At 40.7% G+C, this 17,233-nt stretch carries 15 protein-coding genes and 1 pseudogene; 11 read left to right on the top strand and 5 right to left on the bottom strand.

What is annotated here, in order from left to right; translation table 11 throughout:
* Nucleotides 1–72 precede the first annotated feature (72 nt).
* The 4 genes from ushA (Q4546_RS04765) (at nt 73) to Q4546_RS04750 (ending at nt 5,395) form a co-directional block, all read left to right on the top strand.
* A complete protein-coding gene (gene ushA / locus Q4546_RS04765; RefSeq protein ID WP_303412558.1) occupies nt 73–1,785 on the top strand; it encodes a bifunctional UDP-sugar hydrolase/5'-nucleotidase UshA in 1,713 nt (570 codons plus the stop codon).
* Between the two features lie 148 nt (nt 1,786–1,933).
* On the top strand, nt 1,934–2,608 hold the full coding sequence (locus Q4546_RS04760; RefSeq protein WP_303445839.1) for an alpha/beta hydrolase: 675 nt from the start codon (nt 1,934–1,936) through the stop codon (nt 2,606–2,608).
* A gap of 336 nt (nt 2,609–2,944) precedes the next feature.
* Nucleotides 2,945–4,621 carry a bifunctional UDP-sugar hydrolase/5'-nucleotidase UshA gene (ushA, locus tag Q4546_RS04755; protein WP_303445795.1) on the top strand — a complete coding sequence of 559 codons (1,677 nt, stop codon included), beginning with the start codon at nt 2,945–2,947 and terminating at the stop codon, nt 4,619–4,621.
* Between the two features lie 306 nt (nt 4,622–4,927).
* Complete coding sequence (locus tag Q4546_RS04750; protein ID WP_102438204.1) at nt 4,928–5,395, top strand: Hsp20 family protein; 468 nt, start codon at nt 4,928–4,930, stop codon at nt 5,393–5,395.
* A 234-nt stretch (nt 5,396–5,629) separates the two neighbouring features.
* Here the strand turns inward: Q4546_RS04750 and soxR are convergent, their stop codons facing one another.
* Nucleotides 5,630–6,079 (bottom strand): redox-sensitive transcriptional activator SoxR, encoded by a 450-nt coding sequence (soxR, locus tag Q4546_RS04745; RefSeq protein ID WP_102438202.1) that lies wholly within the window; start codon nt 6,077–6,079, stop codon nt 5,630–5,632.
* 115 nt (nt 6,080–6,194) lie between these two features.
* On the opposite strand from soxR, the gene Q4546_RS04740 reads away from it, so the two are divergent.
* The 3 genes from Q4546_RS04740 (at nt 6,195) to Q4546_RS04730 (ending at nt 7,360) form a co-directional block, all read left to right on the top strand.
* A complete protein-coding gene (locus tag Q4546_RS04740; protein ID WP_102476241.1) occupies nt 6,195–6,437 on the top strand; it encodes a hypothetical protein in 243 nt (80 codons plus the stop codon).
* Nucleotides 6,438–6,464: 27 nt separating this feature from the next.
* A complete protein-coding gene (locus tag Q4546_RS04735; RefSeq protein WP_303445838.1) occupies nt 6,465–6,884 on the top strand; it encodes a VOC family protein in 420 nt (139 codons plus the stop codon).
* Between the two features lie 83 nt (nt 6,885–6,967).
* A complete protein-coding gene (locus tag Q4546_RS04730; protein WP_102476242.1) occupies nt 6,968–7,360 on the top strand; it encodes a VOC family protein in 393 nt (130 codons plus the stop codon).
* 153 nt (nt 7,361–7,513) lie between these two features.
* Here Q4546_RS04730 and Q4546_RS04725 read toward each other — a convergent pair whose 3' ends face one another.
* Complete coding sequence (locus Q4546_RS04725; RefSeq protein WP_303445794.1) at nt 7,514–8,935, bottom strand: DEAD/DEAH box helicase; 1,422 nt, start codon at nt 8,933–8,935, stop codon at nt 7,514–7,516.
* A 205-nt stretch (nt 8,936–9,140) separates the two neighbouring features.
* Here Q4546_RS04725 and Q4546_RS04720 point away from each other — a divergent pair.
* Nucleotides 9,141–9,308: pseudogene (locus tag Q4546_RS04720) on the top strand (transposase); the annotation flags it as partial.
* A 396-nt stretch (nt 9,309–9,704) separates the two neighbouring features.
* Here Q4546_RS04720 and ilvN read toward each other — a convergent pair.
* Together ilvN and Q4546_RS04710 are read right to left on the bottom strand one after the other, a co-directional pair.
* Nucleotides 9,705–10,199: an acetolactate synthase small subunit gene (gene ilvN, locus Q4546_RS04715; RefSeq protein WP_076537586.1), complete on the bottom strand. Its 495-nt coding sequence runs from the start codon at nt 10,197–10,199 to the stop codon at nt 9,705–9,707.
* Nucleotides 10,199–11,917, bottom strand: a complete 1,719-nt coding sequence (locus tag Q4546_RS04710; RefSeq protein ID WP_303445793.1) for an acetolactate synthase 3 large subunit — start codon at nt 11,915–11,917, stop codon at nt 10,199–10,201. The genes ilvN and Q4546_RS04710 overlap by 1 nt, the downstream gene beginning before the upstream one ends.
* 412 nt (nt 11,918–12,329) lie before the next feature.
* Between Q4546_RS04710 and Q4546_RS04705 the strand changes: the two genes are divergently transcribed.
* A complete protein-coding gene (locus Q4546_RS04705) occupies nt 12,330–12,935 on the top strand; it encodes a LysE family translocator (RefSeq protein ID WP_102519679.1) in 606 nt (201 codons plus the stop codon).
* 53 nt (nt 12,936–12,988) lie between these two features.
* On the opposite strand, the gene Q4546_RS04700 is transcribed toward Q4546_RS04705, so the two are convergent.
* Entirely contained in the window at nt 12,989–14,200 is a 1,212-nt protein-coding gene (locus Q4546_RS04700) for a multidrug effflux MFS transporter (RefSeq protein ID WP_102438187.1), read from the bottom strand.
* Between the two features lie 264 nt (nt 14,201–14,464).
* Here Q4546_RS04700 and Q4546_RS04695 point away from each other — a divergent pair, with 264 nt between their 5' ends.
* Nucleotides 14,465–16,360, top strand: coding sequence for a choice-of-anchor I family protein (locus tag Q4546_RS04695; RefSeq protein WP_102519680.1), 1,896 nt, complete (start codon nt 14,465–14,467; stop codon nt 16,358–16,360).
* A 224-nt stretch (nt 16,361–16,584) separates the two neighbouring features.
* Nucleotides 16,585–17,223, top strand: a complete 639-nt coding sequence (locus tag Q4546_RS04690; RefSeq protein WP_102438183.1) for a GNAT family N-acetyltransferase — start codon at nt 16,585–16,587, stop codon at nt 17,221–17,223.
* Nucleotides 17,224–17,233 lie beyond the last annotated feature (10 nt).

Here is a 17,233-nt window from a genome sequence, read left to right as displayed (position 1 = left end):
TGTTTGCTAGCATTCAGCAATGGGCTGGATAGCTCGTACATTATAAAAATTAAATTGATTAAGGGTTAGATCATGAAAAACATCTTGTGCAAATGCTTAGTGGCCTCTGCTGTACTCGCGACATTGTCAGGTTGTAGTAATGACGATGATAAAAACCTAACAGCTTGTGAAGCTGCTGGTGATGCATGTACTAGCTTTACTGTTATTCATACCAATGATAATCATGGCCGTTTTTGGGAAAACAGCAATGGCGAATATGGTATGGCTGCGCGTAAAACTGTGATTGATCAAATTCGACATGAAGTAGAGCGTGCTGGCGGTGAAACCATTCTTTTATCTGGTGGTGATATTAACACTGGTGTACCTGAGTCAGACATGCAGCAAGCCATTCCTGACTTCATGGGGATGAACCTATTAGGTTATGACGCTATGGCAGTGGGTAACCATGAGTTTGACAATCCTCTAAGCACACTTGATATGCAGTCAACATTGGCTAATTTTCCAATGCTTGCAGCTAACATCTATGACAAAAATGCAGACGCGCGCTATTTTGAACCTTACCGAGTGTTTGATATTAATGGCGTAAAAATTGCGATTATCGGTTTTACCACTGTTGATACCCCCAAAATTGTTAATCCAGAAAATGTCGACAGACTGACATTTACCGATCCTCAAGACGAGCTGCCTATTGTTCTTGCTGAAATCGAAGCCAATGAAGACGTTGATATGGTGTTTGCTGTAACCCATATGGGTCATTATGCTGACGGTAATCATGGTACAGAAGCCGCTGGTGATGTGATGCTAGCTCGCTCTGTTGAGCAAGGTCAACTGCACGCGATTATAGGTGGTCATTCACAAAACCCTGTGTGTATGGAAGGGGATGAGTACGCAGATTTTGCTCCAGGTGATGACTGTAAACCTGATCAGCAAAATGGGACTTATATCATGCAAGCCCATGAATGGGGCAAGTACGTTGGACGTGCTGATTTTGAATACATGGATGGAGAGCTAACGCTGGCAGAATACTCACTCATCCCAATTAACTTAAAGCAAGAAGATGAAAGTGGCGAGTTAGTTTTCATTACTGAAGAAATTGAAAAAGACCAAACAGTATATGACACCTTATTGCCATATCAACAGCGCGGTCAAGAATTGTTAGATGTGGTGATTTCCTATACTGATGGTAAGTTTGAAGGCGATCGTGAAGTGGTACGTGTTGAGCAAACAAACCTAGGTAACCTGCTCACTACAGCTTATTCTGAATTTGTTAGCAATAACTTCAATGTCACTGCAGACTTTGGCGTAATGAATTCAGGTGGTGTCCGCGCTTCTATCGCTGAAGGTGATATTTCATATCGTGATGTGCTAACAGTGCAGCCATTTGGTAATTTTGTGTCTTATGTCACTATGACGGGTGCGGAAGTTGAAGACTATTTAGCTGCTGTGGCAGTTAAAACCGGTGGTGGTTTCCCACAATTTAACCATGTAGCTATGGATGTGAATTGTGATGCTGAAACCGTCGATATTGCTTCTCTTGGTGGCCGTAGTTTCGATTTAGAAGATGATTATACCTTCTCGTTAATCCATTTCAGTGCTGCTGGTGGTGACGATTATCCAGTTATTAATCAACATAAAAACTACATAGATACCCAATTAACTGATGCAGCAGTTTTTCGTGAGTACTTTGTGGCAAACCCTGTATTATCAGCTGCCGATTATGCACCTGTAGAAGGTCAATTAAATTTCTACCGTAATGGCGCGTTAGTGAAAAGTTGTGCTCAATAATTTCTTTTGATTAACTAATGAGTAAGTTAAAAACGGTGTAAATTGAAAAAGGTAGCTACGGCTACCTTTTTTGTTTCAAGCTTAACGGTGCTTATGGATTGGTATAAGATAGCCGCAATTCATCATAAAGGATTTAATTATGTCGTCGGTGACAACCCTACTAGAACGTATAACAGTTGAACCAGCTACACCTGCGAAGTCATGTGTCATTTGGTTACATGGCTTAGGAGACTCAGGAGCCGGGTTTGCGCCCGTCGTGCCTGTTTTAGGTTTACCAAGTGATCATAGTATTCGATTTGTTTTTCCCCATGCACCAGAACAAGCGGTGACCATAAATGGCGGCTATATCATGCGATCTTGGTATGATATTAAAAGCATGGATTTACATGATCGAGCCGATATCAATGGGGTGTTAACCTCTGAAATCGCAGTAAAAGCGCTGATCAATGAACAAATTGAATCGGGTATTAGCGCTCAAAACATTGTGCTGGCAGGTTTTAGCCAAGGTGGCGTCATGAGTTTATTTACTGGGTTGAGGTTTGAGCAAAAACTTGCAGGCATTATGGCATTGTCATGTTATTTACCCGCAGGAGAGGCTTTACCTGAGGGCTTAAGCGAAGCTAACAGTGATACGCCGATATTACAAAACCATGGTGAGCAAGATGAAGTGGTGCCATTATTTGCTGGAAAAATGGCCCATGATGCCTTAATTAAAGCAGGCTATTCGAGCAAGTGGCTTACTTACCCTACGGCACATAGTGTTATACCTGCGCAGTTGTCCCACATTGGTCAATGGCTAACCGATAAACTCGGGAAAGCATAACTGGCACTTTAGTGTGGCTGTTTCAAATTAAGTACAATGTCACTATTAACTTGTGATAGTTAAATGCTATAAAAAACAAGAGGCTTAGCGCTGTTATGGCGCTGAGCCTTTTTTATATTCGAACAGCTCAATCATTTGGCTAAATCCCTTTTTATTATATTGGACAATCTGCGTGTAATAATAAAAATAAATCATTGTTATTTATAGTGATAACTTAAAAATAAATCACAACATTTAGTAAACTTTTGTTAAAATACAGCTCGTTTTATGTAGTGAAACTAGTTGCAAACAAATTGCAGGCAACTTGTATTAAATTGAAGGTTTACGGATAACATAATGATAAGAAAAATTCCGAGTCTACTGGTCGTCATCGGTGTATTAACCAGTTTAACTGCGTGTGATCGAAAACCTGACTGCGAAGATAATAATTGCACTAAATTTACTGTGGTGCATACCAATGATAATCATGGTCGTTTTTGGCATAACAAAGCGGGTGAGTATGGCATGGCAGCGCGGTTTACTGTCATTGATGGTATTCGTAAAGAGGTCGCCGCAAATGGTGGGCATACCTTAGTGTTATCAGGTGGCGACATCAATACGGGTGTACCAGAATCCGACTTACAAAACGCCATCCCCGATTTTATTGGCATGAATATGATTGGTTATGATGCCATGGCGGTGGGCAATCATGAATTTGATAACCCATTGTCAGTATTGGCAGAGCAAGCAGAGTTAGCGACATTTCCAATGTTGGCTGCCAATATCTATGATAAAGAATCTAATCAACGTTATTTTGAACCTTATAAAGTGTTCAAAGTGGGTGATATTGACATTGCTGTAGTGGGGTTGACCACTAACGACACACCAAAGCTAACTAATCCATTGCATACAGAATCGTTGATTTTTACCGATCCTATCGCGGAAATGAAGCAGTTGTTACCGCAAATAAAAGCCAATGAAACTGTAGACTTAGTGTTTGCAGCTACCCATATGGGCCATTATCAGGATGCAGATTTTGGCAGTAATGCCCCTGGTGATGTCACGATGGCTAGAGGGTTAGAGGAAGGGCAGTTAGACGCCATTATCGGCGGGCACTCGCAAAATCCAGTGTGTATGGCTGGTCGCAACAGTGAATATGATAAAACCTTCACCGCGGGTGACTCTTGTCGTCCAGACAAACAAAATGGCACTTGGATTATGCAAGCCCATGAGTGGGGACGCTTTGTTGGCCGCGCTGATTTTGAATACATTAACGGTAAATTGTATTTAGTGGACTACCGATTAATTCCAATTAACTTAAAGCGAATGGCTTTTGGTAAAAAGCTTGCTTGGCCAGTAGGTGAGCATGTTGAGCGTAACCCTGAGGTTGAAGCGGCGTTATTACCTTATCAGCAAAAAGGCAGCGCAGAGCTTGATGTGATCATAGGTAAAGTAGATGGGCTATTACAAGGCGATCGCAAGGTGGTGCGTGCCCAGCAAACCAATTTAGGTAGGTTAATTGCGAAAGTACACAGTAATAAAGTGCGCGCTGACTTTGGTATCATGAACTCTGGTGGCGTCAGAGCCTCTATTCCGGCAGGAAATATTGCTTATCGTGATGTGCTCACGGTGCAACCATTTTCAAATACTATTGGTTTAGCAGAAATGTCAGGTGACAAATTAATTAGCTATTTATCAAAAGTGGCTACCAATACCCGAACTAGCGGTGCTTATGCGCAATTTTACGGTATTGATATGACTGTAAAATGTCGTGATCAAGACGTTGAAATTCATAGTATTAATGGTCAGCCTTTTGATATATCGGCAACCTATCAGTTCTCTATTCCAAGTTTTAGCGCAGCAGGTGGTGACAATTACCCTAAGATTAATATTCTTGAAGCGGGTTATGTAGATGCCATTGAGCTTTATGAATACGTTAAGAAAGAGAAAAATATTCAAATTGAGGATTATAATCCGAAAAATGAAGTGAAATTTACCCAATCTAAAAGTTCATTAGGCTGCAGTATTTATTAGTATCCATGAGTTAATGTTAGCTTCTGTTAGCATTTAAACCTAAAGGCAACCACTTGGTTGTCTTTTTATTTGAAAATTTTTATCTTTTTAAGATATTGATTATTAATGGTTATATTTAAATTAATTGGCTGAAGGAAAAATTATTTTTGCTAATTTACTTGAAAAATAAAATATCGTTCTCATATCTAGTTGTAAGTTAGGCACGCTCAATAGAGGTACTAACTAGCATTACGCCGCAAGGGTAATGACAAACAGCCAATAATGGCATTTTATTTTTCACATATTGCTTTAGACAAGGATATGACAATGCGTAAATTTAATTTAACTCCAGATTTAACTCCTCTTTATCGTAGTGCGATTGGTTTTGATCGTTTAGCTAAAATGGCTGAACACGCCGCGGTACAAAATGGTAACACCGGTTACCCTCCATACAACATCGAATTACTTGGCGAAAATCGCTACCGTATCACTATGGCGGTTGCTGGATTTAGTATGCAAGAACTTGATATCACTAGCGAAGGTGACAAGTTACTTATCAAAGGCAGTAAAGTGGCTGCAGTAAACGATGAACGTAAATACTTACATCAAGGTATCGCTGAGCGTGGATTTGAGCGCACTTTCCAGTTAGCAGACCATGTCAAGGTTGTTGGTGCTGAATTAGAAAATGGTTTATTAAATGTTGATTTAGTAAGAGAAATCCCTGAAGCGTTAAAAGCACGTAAAATTCAAATCAATTCTGCGCGCAGCGCTACCAGTAATACGATTGAAAGTTAATGCGTTACCGCCCTTTAGGTAAATAATAAAGGGCACTAGTTTCATCTCTTCCCTGATTTTTGCCCAACTAGATTCATTTTCCTAGTTGGGCTTTTTGCCTTATGACTGTTTATAAAGCCCCTCACAACAAATTGACGCCACATTATTGATCCCACATTAAAGTCACTCTCAACAAAAGCACTTCGCGATAACGTCGCTTTCAATAAAAGCACTGCTCGTAAAAGTCACAAGCCCCTATTTAAGCGCTCTATCTAAAATGACCGCACCAGCATCATTGTTACCCAGTTCATCATTAGGATTGTATATGGGGCAGTTTTTCATTGATAAACATCCACAACCAATACAGCCATCTAGAGAGTCACGTAAATTAGTCAAATAATTGATTTTTCTAGTTAACTGATTTTGCCACTTGGTCGATAGCAACGCCCAGTCTTCAGGGGTTGGGGTGCGTTCATTGGGAAGGTGGCTAAATGCCTGCTTGATATCCTGCAAGCTTATTCCCATGGTTTGGGCGGCTTTTATCACGGATATCCGCCTGATCACATCTCGGCGATAGCGGCGCTGATTGCCTTGATTGCGCAAACTGGTGATCAAGCCTTTTGATTCATAAAAATGCAGGCTTGAGACTTTTATGCCGCAACGCTTGGCCACTTGCCCGACTGTTAAATCCATTTCATCAAGCATCAAAATATTCCTATTACAGTAAAAATAATACTTTACCTCAACCAAGGTTGAGGTTTTATAGTGGCACTATATTACAACAAGTTGATTTAAAAATCGTTGCAATGCAGGAGGCAAAATGACGTATTTAATTTTTAAAACTGAACAAGTGAATACATTCAGTCATCGAACAACAACTCCGGTTACCACAGTAATCAAACCCTCTAAGGAAGTGGTCACTGAGCAAGCTTATGATGCTTCAGATGACCCAAGCCGCTCCCCAAGTGGCGCTAAGAATCATGATTTGTCAGCAGAAAACGCAATCACAGCGGTTATTGAACTAAGCCGAACCCTATTCAATCAAGTGATGATTAATAAGTAATGTCAGGTTTTTAAAACAAGGAATATGATTATGCGATTAGAGCATTTAAATTTAGTAGTACAAAATTTAGACGCTAGCTTAGCGTTTTATCGGGCAGCTTTTCCCCATTGGCAAGTTCGCGGCGGTGGTGAAGGTGAGTGGCATGGGGTGCAGCGTAAATGGCTGCACTTTGGTGATGAATATAATTACTTATCGTTTAACGATGGCGGTAAAGGAAAAATGCGTCCCAATGAAGGTTATGATTTAGGCTTAGCCCATTTTGCTTATGTGGTGTCAGATCTTAAAAGTTTAATGGCAAGAATGGAGCAAGCTGGTTTTGAAATAGCGATTAAAGGCCGTGAAGATACTTACTCTGACAGTGTTTATTATCTTGACCCTGATGGCATTGAGGTAGAGTTTGTCCAGTATTTAACGGATATTCCCAGTGAACGAAATCGTTATGTTTAAGTTTCATTGGCGCTTATAAATAGTATAAGCAACAGTAAAAACGAACAGTATTAGTTGGAGATTTATCTTAAGTCGGAGTCAGTATGCATCTTAATCAAGTTACCTTAACGGTTAATAATATGACTAAAGCCTGTGAGTTTTATTTAACTCTCGGTTTTACTCAAATCGTTAATACTGCCCATTACGCTCGTTTTATGTGTCCTGATGGTGAGGCCAGTTTTTCATTAACCTTAGATGAGCTGCAATTGAATATGAGTGATAACCGAACCGTTATCTATTTTGAACATGAGCAACTAGATGAATGGGTTAATCAGCTGATTAAAAAAGGCATCGAATTTGAAACTTTGCCCACAGATCAAGACTATTTATGGCGTGAAGCAAGGCTGTTTGATCCTGCAGGTAATAAGATAAAGCTGTATTGGGCAGGAGAGAATCGATTAAATCCACCGTGGCGAGTGACTATTCGTGATAAATAACCATTCACAATTAACCATTAACCATTAACCATTAACTACAGATACTCATACTGAGGTAATCAGCATTAAAAAAGCGCCGCTATTAAATTAGCGGCGCTTTAAACAATATTGACCCAGTGTGGCTTTTAACCTAGCGGCTATAAAAATATCAGCCTATTTACCCCAAGGGTTTATAGCGCCAGTGCCATTGGGCACTGATCTGCTGGTGTTATTTTTACTAGGCTTGCGAGAGTCTGAGCTTCTATTCTCGCCGCGGTCACTAGTTTTATATGGGCTTTTAGCTGCGCTTTCTTTGTTAAAGCGTTTGGCTTTATTTTTATCGTAATGATTATTCTTTGGCTTATCTGACTTGCCACGAGAAAGCGTTGGCTTGTCATCAGTTTTCGCTTTTGGCACTTTGGCATTCTTAGGGACAAAATCTAAGATTGAAATCGGTACTTCTTTACGCGTAGTAAAGCCTTCAACTTCTTTACGGACAATTAAGTGACCCAAACGGCGCTCAATTGCGCAGAGATTTTTAAAGTCATCTTTTGACACCAATGACACTGCAATACCAGACGCCCCAGCACGGCCAGTACGACCAATACGATGCACATAATCATCAGCAGGGTATGGTAAGTCGTAGTTAATGACGATAGGTAAGTCATCAATATCAATACCACGAGAAGCAACACCAGTGGCAATAAGATAGGTGATTTTTCCATCTTTAAAATCTTTAAGTAATTGCTCACGTATCGGCTGGCTACGACCACTATGAAAAGACTCTGCAATAATGCCGCGCTTTTCTAATTGAGTCACCAGCTTTGCTGCACCGTGTTTAGTTTCGATAAAGATCAGCGCTTGTTTCCAATCGTTGTCTTTAATTAACTGGCTTAGTAATGCTGACTTCTTTTCTTTATCAACGGTAACTAACCATTGATCAATTTTTGGCGCTGCGTCAGCATCTTCAACCACTGAAATTTGCACTGGGTTACGCATGGCTGATTTAGCCAGAGCGCGAACTTGGTTAGACAAAGTGGCTGAAAACAACATGTTTTGACGTTCATCAGGCAACAATTCGATGATGCGGTTAATGTCTTCAATAAAGCCCATATCCAGCATTCTATCGGCTTCATCAAGCACTAACACTTCAAGCTCGTCAAAGTTAACGGCACGTTGAGTATACATATCCAGCAAACGGCCAGGCGTTGCCACCAGGATATCAATGCCTTCAATGAGCTTTTGCTTTTGGGCATTACTGTCAACGCCGCCATACATGACCATTGAATTTATTGATAAGTTCTGGCTGTATTTTTTGATGTTTTGCTCAACCTGAATCACCAGTTCACGGGTAGGTGCTAATACCAGTGCTTTGACGCGTTTGCCACGTACTTTATGGGGAGCTTTAAAGCGTTCGATAATAGGCAGTACAAAGCTGGCTGTTTTACCGGTGCCGGTTTGCGCCGCGGCAATGATATTTTTACCCGATAAAGCAACAGGTATAGCCTTAGATTGAATGGGAGTCGGCTTGGTATAACCTAAAGAACTAAGTGCACTGATTATTGGATCGCTTAATCCCAGCTTCGAAAATGGCATGTGTAATCTCGGGTAAAGTAAAATGATAATTAACAACACTGTCAGCAATGATTAATGTTTGGTTTAGCGTTAATCATGGCGCAGTGGTAAAGAATAGCTGGTTAGTATAACAGAGTGAGCAAAATATAGGGTAGGGCTGTTTTCGCTTTAAGCGTAAAGCTAACAAGGTGAATCAATATGATCTGTCGGCAGTCAATAAAGTTTTGACGCAGCAGTTCTTGCCTGTATGGCCTATGTTGATTTGAATCCAATTCGCGCGCAAATGGCTGCAACACCTGAAACTTCAGATTACACTAGTATTCAACGATGCATAAATTCAGCGATTAAAGGTGAGCAACCCAAAGAGTTACTGGCATTTGTAGGAAATGAACGTTTAGTGTAGTGACAAGGTGAATTTGGCCACTCATTTGTAGTTGAACTCACTTAGCATAGAAATTTTAATCCTAAATTCACCAATTAGATTTAGAGATCTAACTCGGAAATGTCCAGAGGTGAGTTACAAAATGATCAAACGATATTGTTTTCAATTGACAATAACTTCACTTCAGCTAGTGAAAACGATCAAACTTCATCAAGTCGAAGTTCAATAAATAAGCAAGCCCCTGCCATTTCTGATCAAACATTATTGCTCTCAAACATGAACAGTGAATCAATTAGGTCAAATTTATAAGTTAACAATAATAAGCATAAAAAAGGGAGCTAATCAGCTCCCTTTATTGTGACACTTTTTTATACATAGACTTGTTACTAGCCATGTAAAAAGTAAACACTATGCTTTCATGACTTTCTCGCCACGGGCAAGACCTACAACGCCTGAGCGAGAAACTTCAATTACCTTTGTGACTTCAGCAAGCGCGCTGATGAAGGCATCTATTTTTTCGCTGGTACCGGCCATTTGAATGGTATACAAGCTGGCGGTGACATCCACTATTTGACCTCGGAAGATATCAGCAGTGCGTTTGACTTCTTCACGCATCTCTCCTTGGGCTTTAACTTTGACCAATGCCAGTTCTCGCTCAATATGGGCATTTTCAGTTATGTTAGAGACTTTTAAAATATCAATTAACTTATGAAGTTGCTTTTCAATTTGTTCGTGAACATCAGCTTCAGCATTCACCGTAATATTAAGGCGTGACAGGGTGGTGTCTTCTGTTGGCGCAACGGTTAAGCTTTCGATGTTGTAGCCACGCTGAGAAAACAGTCCAACCACACGAGACAATGCCCCTGGTTGGTTTTCTAATAATACAGAAATAATACGACGCATTAGCTTCTCTCCGTTTTACTTAACCACATATCTTTCATTGCTTCTCCACGGATCAACATTGGATAAACATGCTCTGTTTCATCAACGCTAATATCAACAAAGACTAACTTGTCTTTCATTGCCAATGCTTCAGCTAACTTTGACTCTAATTCGTTAGGATCACTAATCGTCATGCCAACATGGCCATAAGCTTCAGCGATTTTGGCAAAATTAGGCACTGAATCCATATAAGAGTGTGAATGACGACCTGAATAAATCATGTCTTGCCATTGCTTAACCATACCTAAGAAACGGTTATTCAAATTAATGATTTTTACTGGGGTGTCATATTGCAGCGCAGTTGAAAGTTCTTGAATATTCATTTGGATTGAACCATCACCCGTAACACACACTACGGTTTCATCTGGCATCGCCATTTTTACGCCCATGGCTGCAGGTAAACCAAAGCCCATGGTGCCAAGCCCGCCTGAGTTAATCCAACGGCGTGGCTTATCAAATGGATAGTAAAGCGCGGCAAACATTTGGTGCTGACCCACATCAGAGGTGACGTAGGCATCGCCATTGGTTAATTTATGCAGTGTTTCGATCACTTGCTGTGGCTTTATGCGATTACTTGATTTGTCATAGGCTAAACAATTTTTTTCGCGCCATTGATTAATCTCAACCCACCAAGCATCAAGCGCTTCGCTGTCGTTGGTTTTTTCGGTGTCATCAAGTAAAGCTAACATGCTATCGAGGATATTTTCAGCAGAGCCAACAATCGGTATATCCACTCGTATGGTTTTAGAAATAGATGCCGGATCAATATCGATATGCAAAATGGTGGCATTAGGGCAATATTTTTCTACATTATTGGTGGTACGGTCATCAAAACGCACCCCAATACCAAAAATTAAGTCACAGTTGTGCATCGCCATATTAGCTTCATACAAACCGTGCATGCCTAACATACCTAAGCATTGTGGGTGAGTGCCAGGGAATGCGCCTAAGCCCATTAAGGTATTAATGACTGGAATATTGAGCTTTTCAGCTAGGCGAATAATTTGTTGGTCGCAACCTGAAATAATAGCGCCGCCGCCCACATATAACACAGGTTTTGTAGCCGATAACAGCGCTTGTAATCCACGGCGTATCTGACCTTTGTGGCCTGCGGTTGTCGGATTGTAAGAGCGCATATTAACGCTTTCAGGGTAAATGTATTCGTGCAGGACTTCAGGGTTTAAGCAATCTTTTGGTAAATCAACTACGACAGGGCCAGGTCTACCGGTTGCTGCAATATAAAAAGCTTTTTTGATGATTTCGGGGATTTCACGGGGATCTTTAACTAAAAAGCTATGTTTGACAATAGGGCGTGAGATCCCAATCATGTCACATTCTTGGAAAGCATCATTACCAATCAAATTACTCGGAACTTGGCCTGATAAAACCACTAAAGGAATAGAGTCCATGTAGGCGGTAGCAATACCGGTAATGGCGTTAGTAGCACCAGGACCAGAGGTTACCAGTACGACACCCACATCACCGGTGGCGCGGGCATAACCATCAGCCATATGCACAGCTGCTTGTTCATGTCTTACTAGGATATGCTCTACGCCAGAATCTTTGTGCAGCGCATCGTAGATGTCGAGTACTGAGCCACCTGGGTAGCCGAAAATGTGTTTTACGCCTTCATCGATTAACGAGCGCACTATCATGCTGGCGCCGGATAATTTTTCCATTGCTAAATCCTCTTAAGTTACCGTTATGGTAAACAGTATCTTGCTACAACGACGGTAATCGTTCTAAAAATAAGCCCGAACGGTAATTCGAACTCGCTTATCTACGCAGTAGAAAACCGCCTCAGATAATTTGACTAAATATGTATCTTGCTGATTTCCAAGATACCTTCATCATATTTATTTTTGAGCACGATACAAGTGTCTTGTTGAAATAAAGTAATTTAGGTGAAAGTATTTCATGATTGTTTAAGATAAATGACAATTAGGCGTTTTAAATTAATTAAAAAGTGTGAAAACTGCAGAAACTTGAATTAAACCGAGTATATTACGCTTGCTTGTATCGTGTTGTTTTTCGGACAGGTATTTGCTGAGTTTAAGGTGATTTGATTAAAAATGTTTAAATAGGAAATGTATGGACCCATCTGTTGTCATGTTGATGCTATCGGCCGCACTATTTTGCGCTACCATGACGGGTACGCCAGGGCCTAATAATGTGCTATTGGCTAACTCTGGTGCTAATTTTGGTGTTAAACAAACCGTACCGCATATGATTGGGATCCGTTTAGGCCAAACCAGTTTGCATGTGGCTATGTTATTGGGGTTAGGGTCTTTATTTGAGTCATGGCCGCTACTGCATCAGATGTTAAAATATGCATCCATTGGCTATTTGATCTATCTCGCGGTCAAAATAGCCACGCAACATGGACGCAATCAAGCCAGCGAAAGGGCTAAGCCGATAACCTTAGTTGAAGCGGCCTTTTTCCAATGGATAAACCCTAAAACATGGATGGCTTCAATTAGCTTATTAAGCGCATTTACTATTAGTGGTGATTTATATTGGACAACGGCAATTGGTGGGGTGCTGGTATTCAATATTGTAGGGCTACCAATGTCATTGCTTTGGGTACTGATAGGCTCTTCTATCAGTCAGAAGTTAAACACACCTATTCGTCAGCGAAATTTTAATTGGTTGATGGCGGCGATGTTACTAAGCACATTACCTATGGTGTTAGTGTGAATTTAAACGGCTCTTTATGAGCCGTTTTATTACAAGTTCAAGCCGCTAGATGATTAGTTTCTTGGCTGGGTACGTTGAAACAATAAACAACCCATTACCAGCATTACTGATAACAACATCATCGCCGAAAATGGCACCGCGGTGCCAGTATAAAAGAAAGCCAATAAAGGGCCAGCTAATGAGCCAAAGCCAAATCTCAGAGTGCCAATTACAGCCGTTGCAGTACCGGTTTCTTGTTTAAATTTCATCAACACAATGGCATCGGCATTAACTGACATCACTCCTAAACAGCCCATTAATGGGATCAGCATGGCGACAGTAAAGTGGTAACTCAAGCCTAAAAGATTCACCAGCAACAAACCTGCGGCTGCTAAGGTGGCAAACACGGTTGCAGCAAACAGCATTCTGTTTGAGCCAAAACGCCCGACAATTCGAGAGTTTAAAATGTTCGCCAACATCAGAGCGCCGACATTAGTACTGAATAATATTGAAAATAAGGTTTTATCTAAATCAAAGACTTCCATATAAATGAAAGGCGAAGCTGTTAAATAACAGAAAAACGCAAAGGAAGTCAGTACTCCGCAACTAATATTGAGTTTCACACCTTGGCGGCTCAGCACGGTTTTATAGGCGTTTAAAAAAGACTTATTACTGCGGGCATCTTTTGCTTTGTCGCTGGGCATTTTTAATTTAAAAATAACCAACAAAAGCAAAAATATAGCATAACAACTTTGGCTTAAAAAGATTAACGGCCATTCACCCACTTCTAAAATTAAACTGCCTACACTGGGCGCAAGTAACGGCGCTAACATCATTATTAAGCTGACGTAAGACATTCCTTTGGCAGTATTGTCACCATAAACTTCCTTAATATAACCAGGTACCACAACCGTGGCAGCTGCGCCAATAAATGCTTGGGAAAAACGCAGCGCTAAAAATAACTCAATATTAGCGGTGATAGAAATAAAGAAACTGATTAAGGTAAACCCACTTAAGCCAAAAATGACCAAGGGCCTACGGCCAAAGCGATCAGCAAGCGGGCCAAAAGTGAGCATCCCTAGCGCGTAGCCCGCAAGGTAAATACTTAACGATTGCTGCACTGTGGTGACATGGGTTGAATAGCTGTCAGCAATGGCAGACATTGCTGGTAAATACATATCGATGGCTAATGGGGTGATGGCCACAATCGCAGCCAGCATCGGAATAAGCATGGCAAGGTTTGGGGAGTTCTGCGCCGAGGTCACAGAAGGAGAGTTAGAAGACATGCTGACAAAAACCTCATTGGATAGACATAAAATAGGATCAAATCGAAGAATTTTATAGGAAAGAGAGTACGAAATTCTGGCAAAATTTTACCATGAAAAAGGTGATCAGCATCGAAAAATATCAGGAATTAAGTGTATTTTAATCTTTACTAAATCAGACTGTTGAGGCTTAACATTAAAGTAACATTGTTGTCGTTTTAGTGTCATCGAACTTGAGTAGCTTAGCGCCCAACTTTGCAACAATTACTTAATAGAGACTAAAGCATGAAAACGAAAATTTTTCCGTTAACCACACTTTTGCCGTTAACCACAGTAATGTCAATGATGCTGCTAGCAGGCTGTAATGGTGATGATGGTCTTAATGGCGTTCAAGGTGTTGATGGTACGAATGGTTTAAGCTCGTTAATCTCAATCACTGAATTAACTGCTGGCAATAGCCAGTGTCCATTTGGTGGTCAACAGATCGACACGGGGATTGATGTAAACATAAATGGTGTTTTAGATACAGATGAAGTGCTTGCTGGCCAAACTCAAATACTATGTGCTGAAGCTCAAGGTCAATTGCAGTTAGGGCTAATCGGTCGTTATGAATCAGGAATTTATGGCCAAAGCGCAGCAGAAATTGTTGACTTTCATCAGGCTAGCAACAGCGTATATGTAGTTAATGCACAAAGTGGCATGTTAGATGTCCTAGACTTATCTTCGTTAGCAAGGGTTAATTCAGATGACATAACGGCGATAACATTAAACAACCTCACTAAAACCTTAAGTGTAAACGTTGCTGAAGATGCTGAAATTAATGATTTAGGCAGCGTCAACAGTGTCAGTATTTATGGCGACTTATTAGCCGCTGCAGTTGAAAGAGCTGATAGTGCCGGCAATGCGACCCAAGGCAAGGGTATCGTTGCATTTTATCAATTATCAGCCACTGCAGAGCCTGAATTTATTAAGGCCGTAGAAGTAGGGGCATTACCGGATAATGTGGTTTTTACCCATGATGGTGCCAAACTGGTTATAGCAAATGAAGGTGAGCCAAACTCTGATTATAGCGTTGACCCAGAAGGTACTATTGCGTTGATAGAGATTACCGATGGTCTGCCAGCAGATACTGCTACTTTGATTGATTTTAATGAATTTAATCTAGGTGAAGCTCGCCATAATGAGCTTAGTAATATGATTAAGATTAATGGACCAAACGCTTCAGTTTCACAGGATCTTGAGCCTGAGTATATTGCAGTGTCCAAAGATAATCAGTTTGCTTATGTCAGCTTACAAGAAAACAATGCTATCGCAGTGATTAACTTAGAGAATAATACCGTCGAAGCCATTAATGCTTTAGGCCTTAAAGATTACGGTAAAGCAGGTAATGAGCTTGATGCCAGCGACAAAGATGATGCCATTAATATCGTTAATTATGCTGGTGTCTATGGGATGTATCAGCCTGACACTATCGCCAGTTATCAATGGCATGGACAAGACTTTATTGTCACAGCCAATGAAGGTGATGCTCGTGATTATGATGGTTTTTCTGAAGAAGCCCGCGCCGATGATTTGATTTTAGACTCAAGCCACCCGCAAATATTAGCCGCCCAAGATAAAACTCAATTAGGCCGATTAAAGGTTACCACTAGCATGGGTGATGATGATAATGACGGCGATTTTGATAAAATTGTATCTTATGGTGGCCGCTCATTTTCTATCTGGAGTCATGCTGGTCAATTAGTCTTTGATAGTGGTAATGACTTTGAGAGGATTACCGCAGCAGTGCTAGGTGAAAACTTCAACAATCATAATGAAGAAAGCAAAGGCGATAGTCGCAGTGATGATAAAGGTCCTGAGCCTGAAGCGCTAGCGATAGGTAGAATCGGTGATAAAAATTATGCTTTCATCGGCTTAGAGCGTACATCTGGGATAATGATTTACGATATTACTAATCCTTTTGACGTCAGTTTTATTGACTATGTGGTGAACCGTGATTTTGATATCGACTTTGAAATAGACGGCGAAACCATGAGTGGGCAACCTGAGCTTGTGGGTGATTTAGGCCCAGAAGGGATGAAATTTATTCTAGCTGAGGATAGCCCTACAGGTTTGCCATTATTAATTATTGGCAATGAAGTAAGCGGCAGCACCAGTGTTTATCAAATAAGTTTTAATTAGCACAAAAATAAGCTAAATCCATCGTTACACTCGAGCAGCAATCTTGACTCAGAACACTTACTCCAAAGACCAATATCAATTGATATTGGTCTTTTTGGTTTTTTGGTTCGTATGAGACAAGACATTATTGTTGTTTTTAATAGCAAAAAGGTGATTTTATTCTGATCTAGATCATGTATTCTGTCATTGTTTGATCAAGTTAACTATTTATCTAGGAGTACTCAATGGCATACGCAGACAGTCATACTTTTTTAATGGGTGAACATGTCATTTTAGAGCCGTTAACACTCGAGCATGTGCCAGCGCTAAGTCTTGCAGCTGCTGATGGCAACTTATGGGAGCTTTGGTATACCTCGGTTCCCCATGCCAATGATATGAAAGCTTATGTTGAAAAAGCCATAGCCCAAGAACAACTTGGCGAAGCATTGGCTTTTGCCGTGCGGGACAAAACCTCAGGTGAGGTGATCGGTAGCACCCGTATCTGCCAATGGGATCAACCTAATCGTCGCTTAGAAATTGGCTACACTTGGTATGCAAAACGTGCCCAGCGCACCGGTGTTAACACCGAAACCAAATTGTTATTACTCGATTATGCGTTTTCAACCTTGGATGTCATGGCGGTGGAATTTCGCACCCATTGGCACAATCAAGCATCAAGGCAGGCAATTACGCGTCTTGGGGCTAAGCAAGATGGGGTGTTAAGAAACCATAAACTTTTGAAAGATGGCACAGTCAGAGACACAGTTGTTTACTCCATTATTGATTCAGAATGGCCAACGGTTAAGCAGCATTTAAAGCATCGTTTAGCTCATTACCAACAACAATTTAGCAATAGCATTGCGCACTCAGAAATTAATTACTAAGAAAGGATAC

The organism is Shewanella sp. 4_MG-2023 (assembly GCF_030548015.1).
In the GTDB taxonomy this organism is placed as follows: Bacteria; Pseudomonadota; Gammaproteobacteria; order Enterobacterales; family Shewanellaceae; genus Shewanella.
This window is presented reverse-complemented; position numbering and strand designations above follow the sequence as displayed.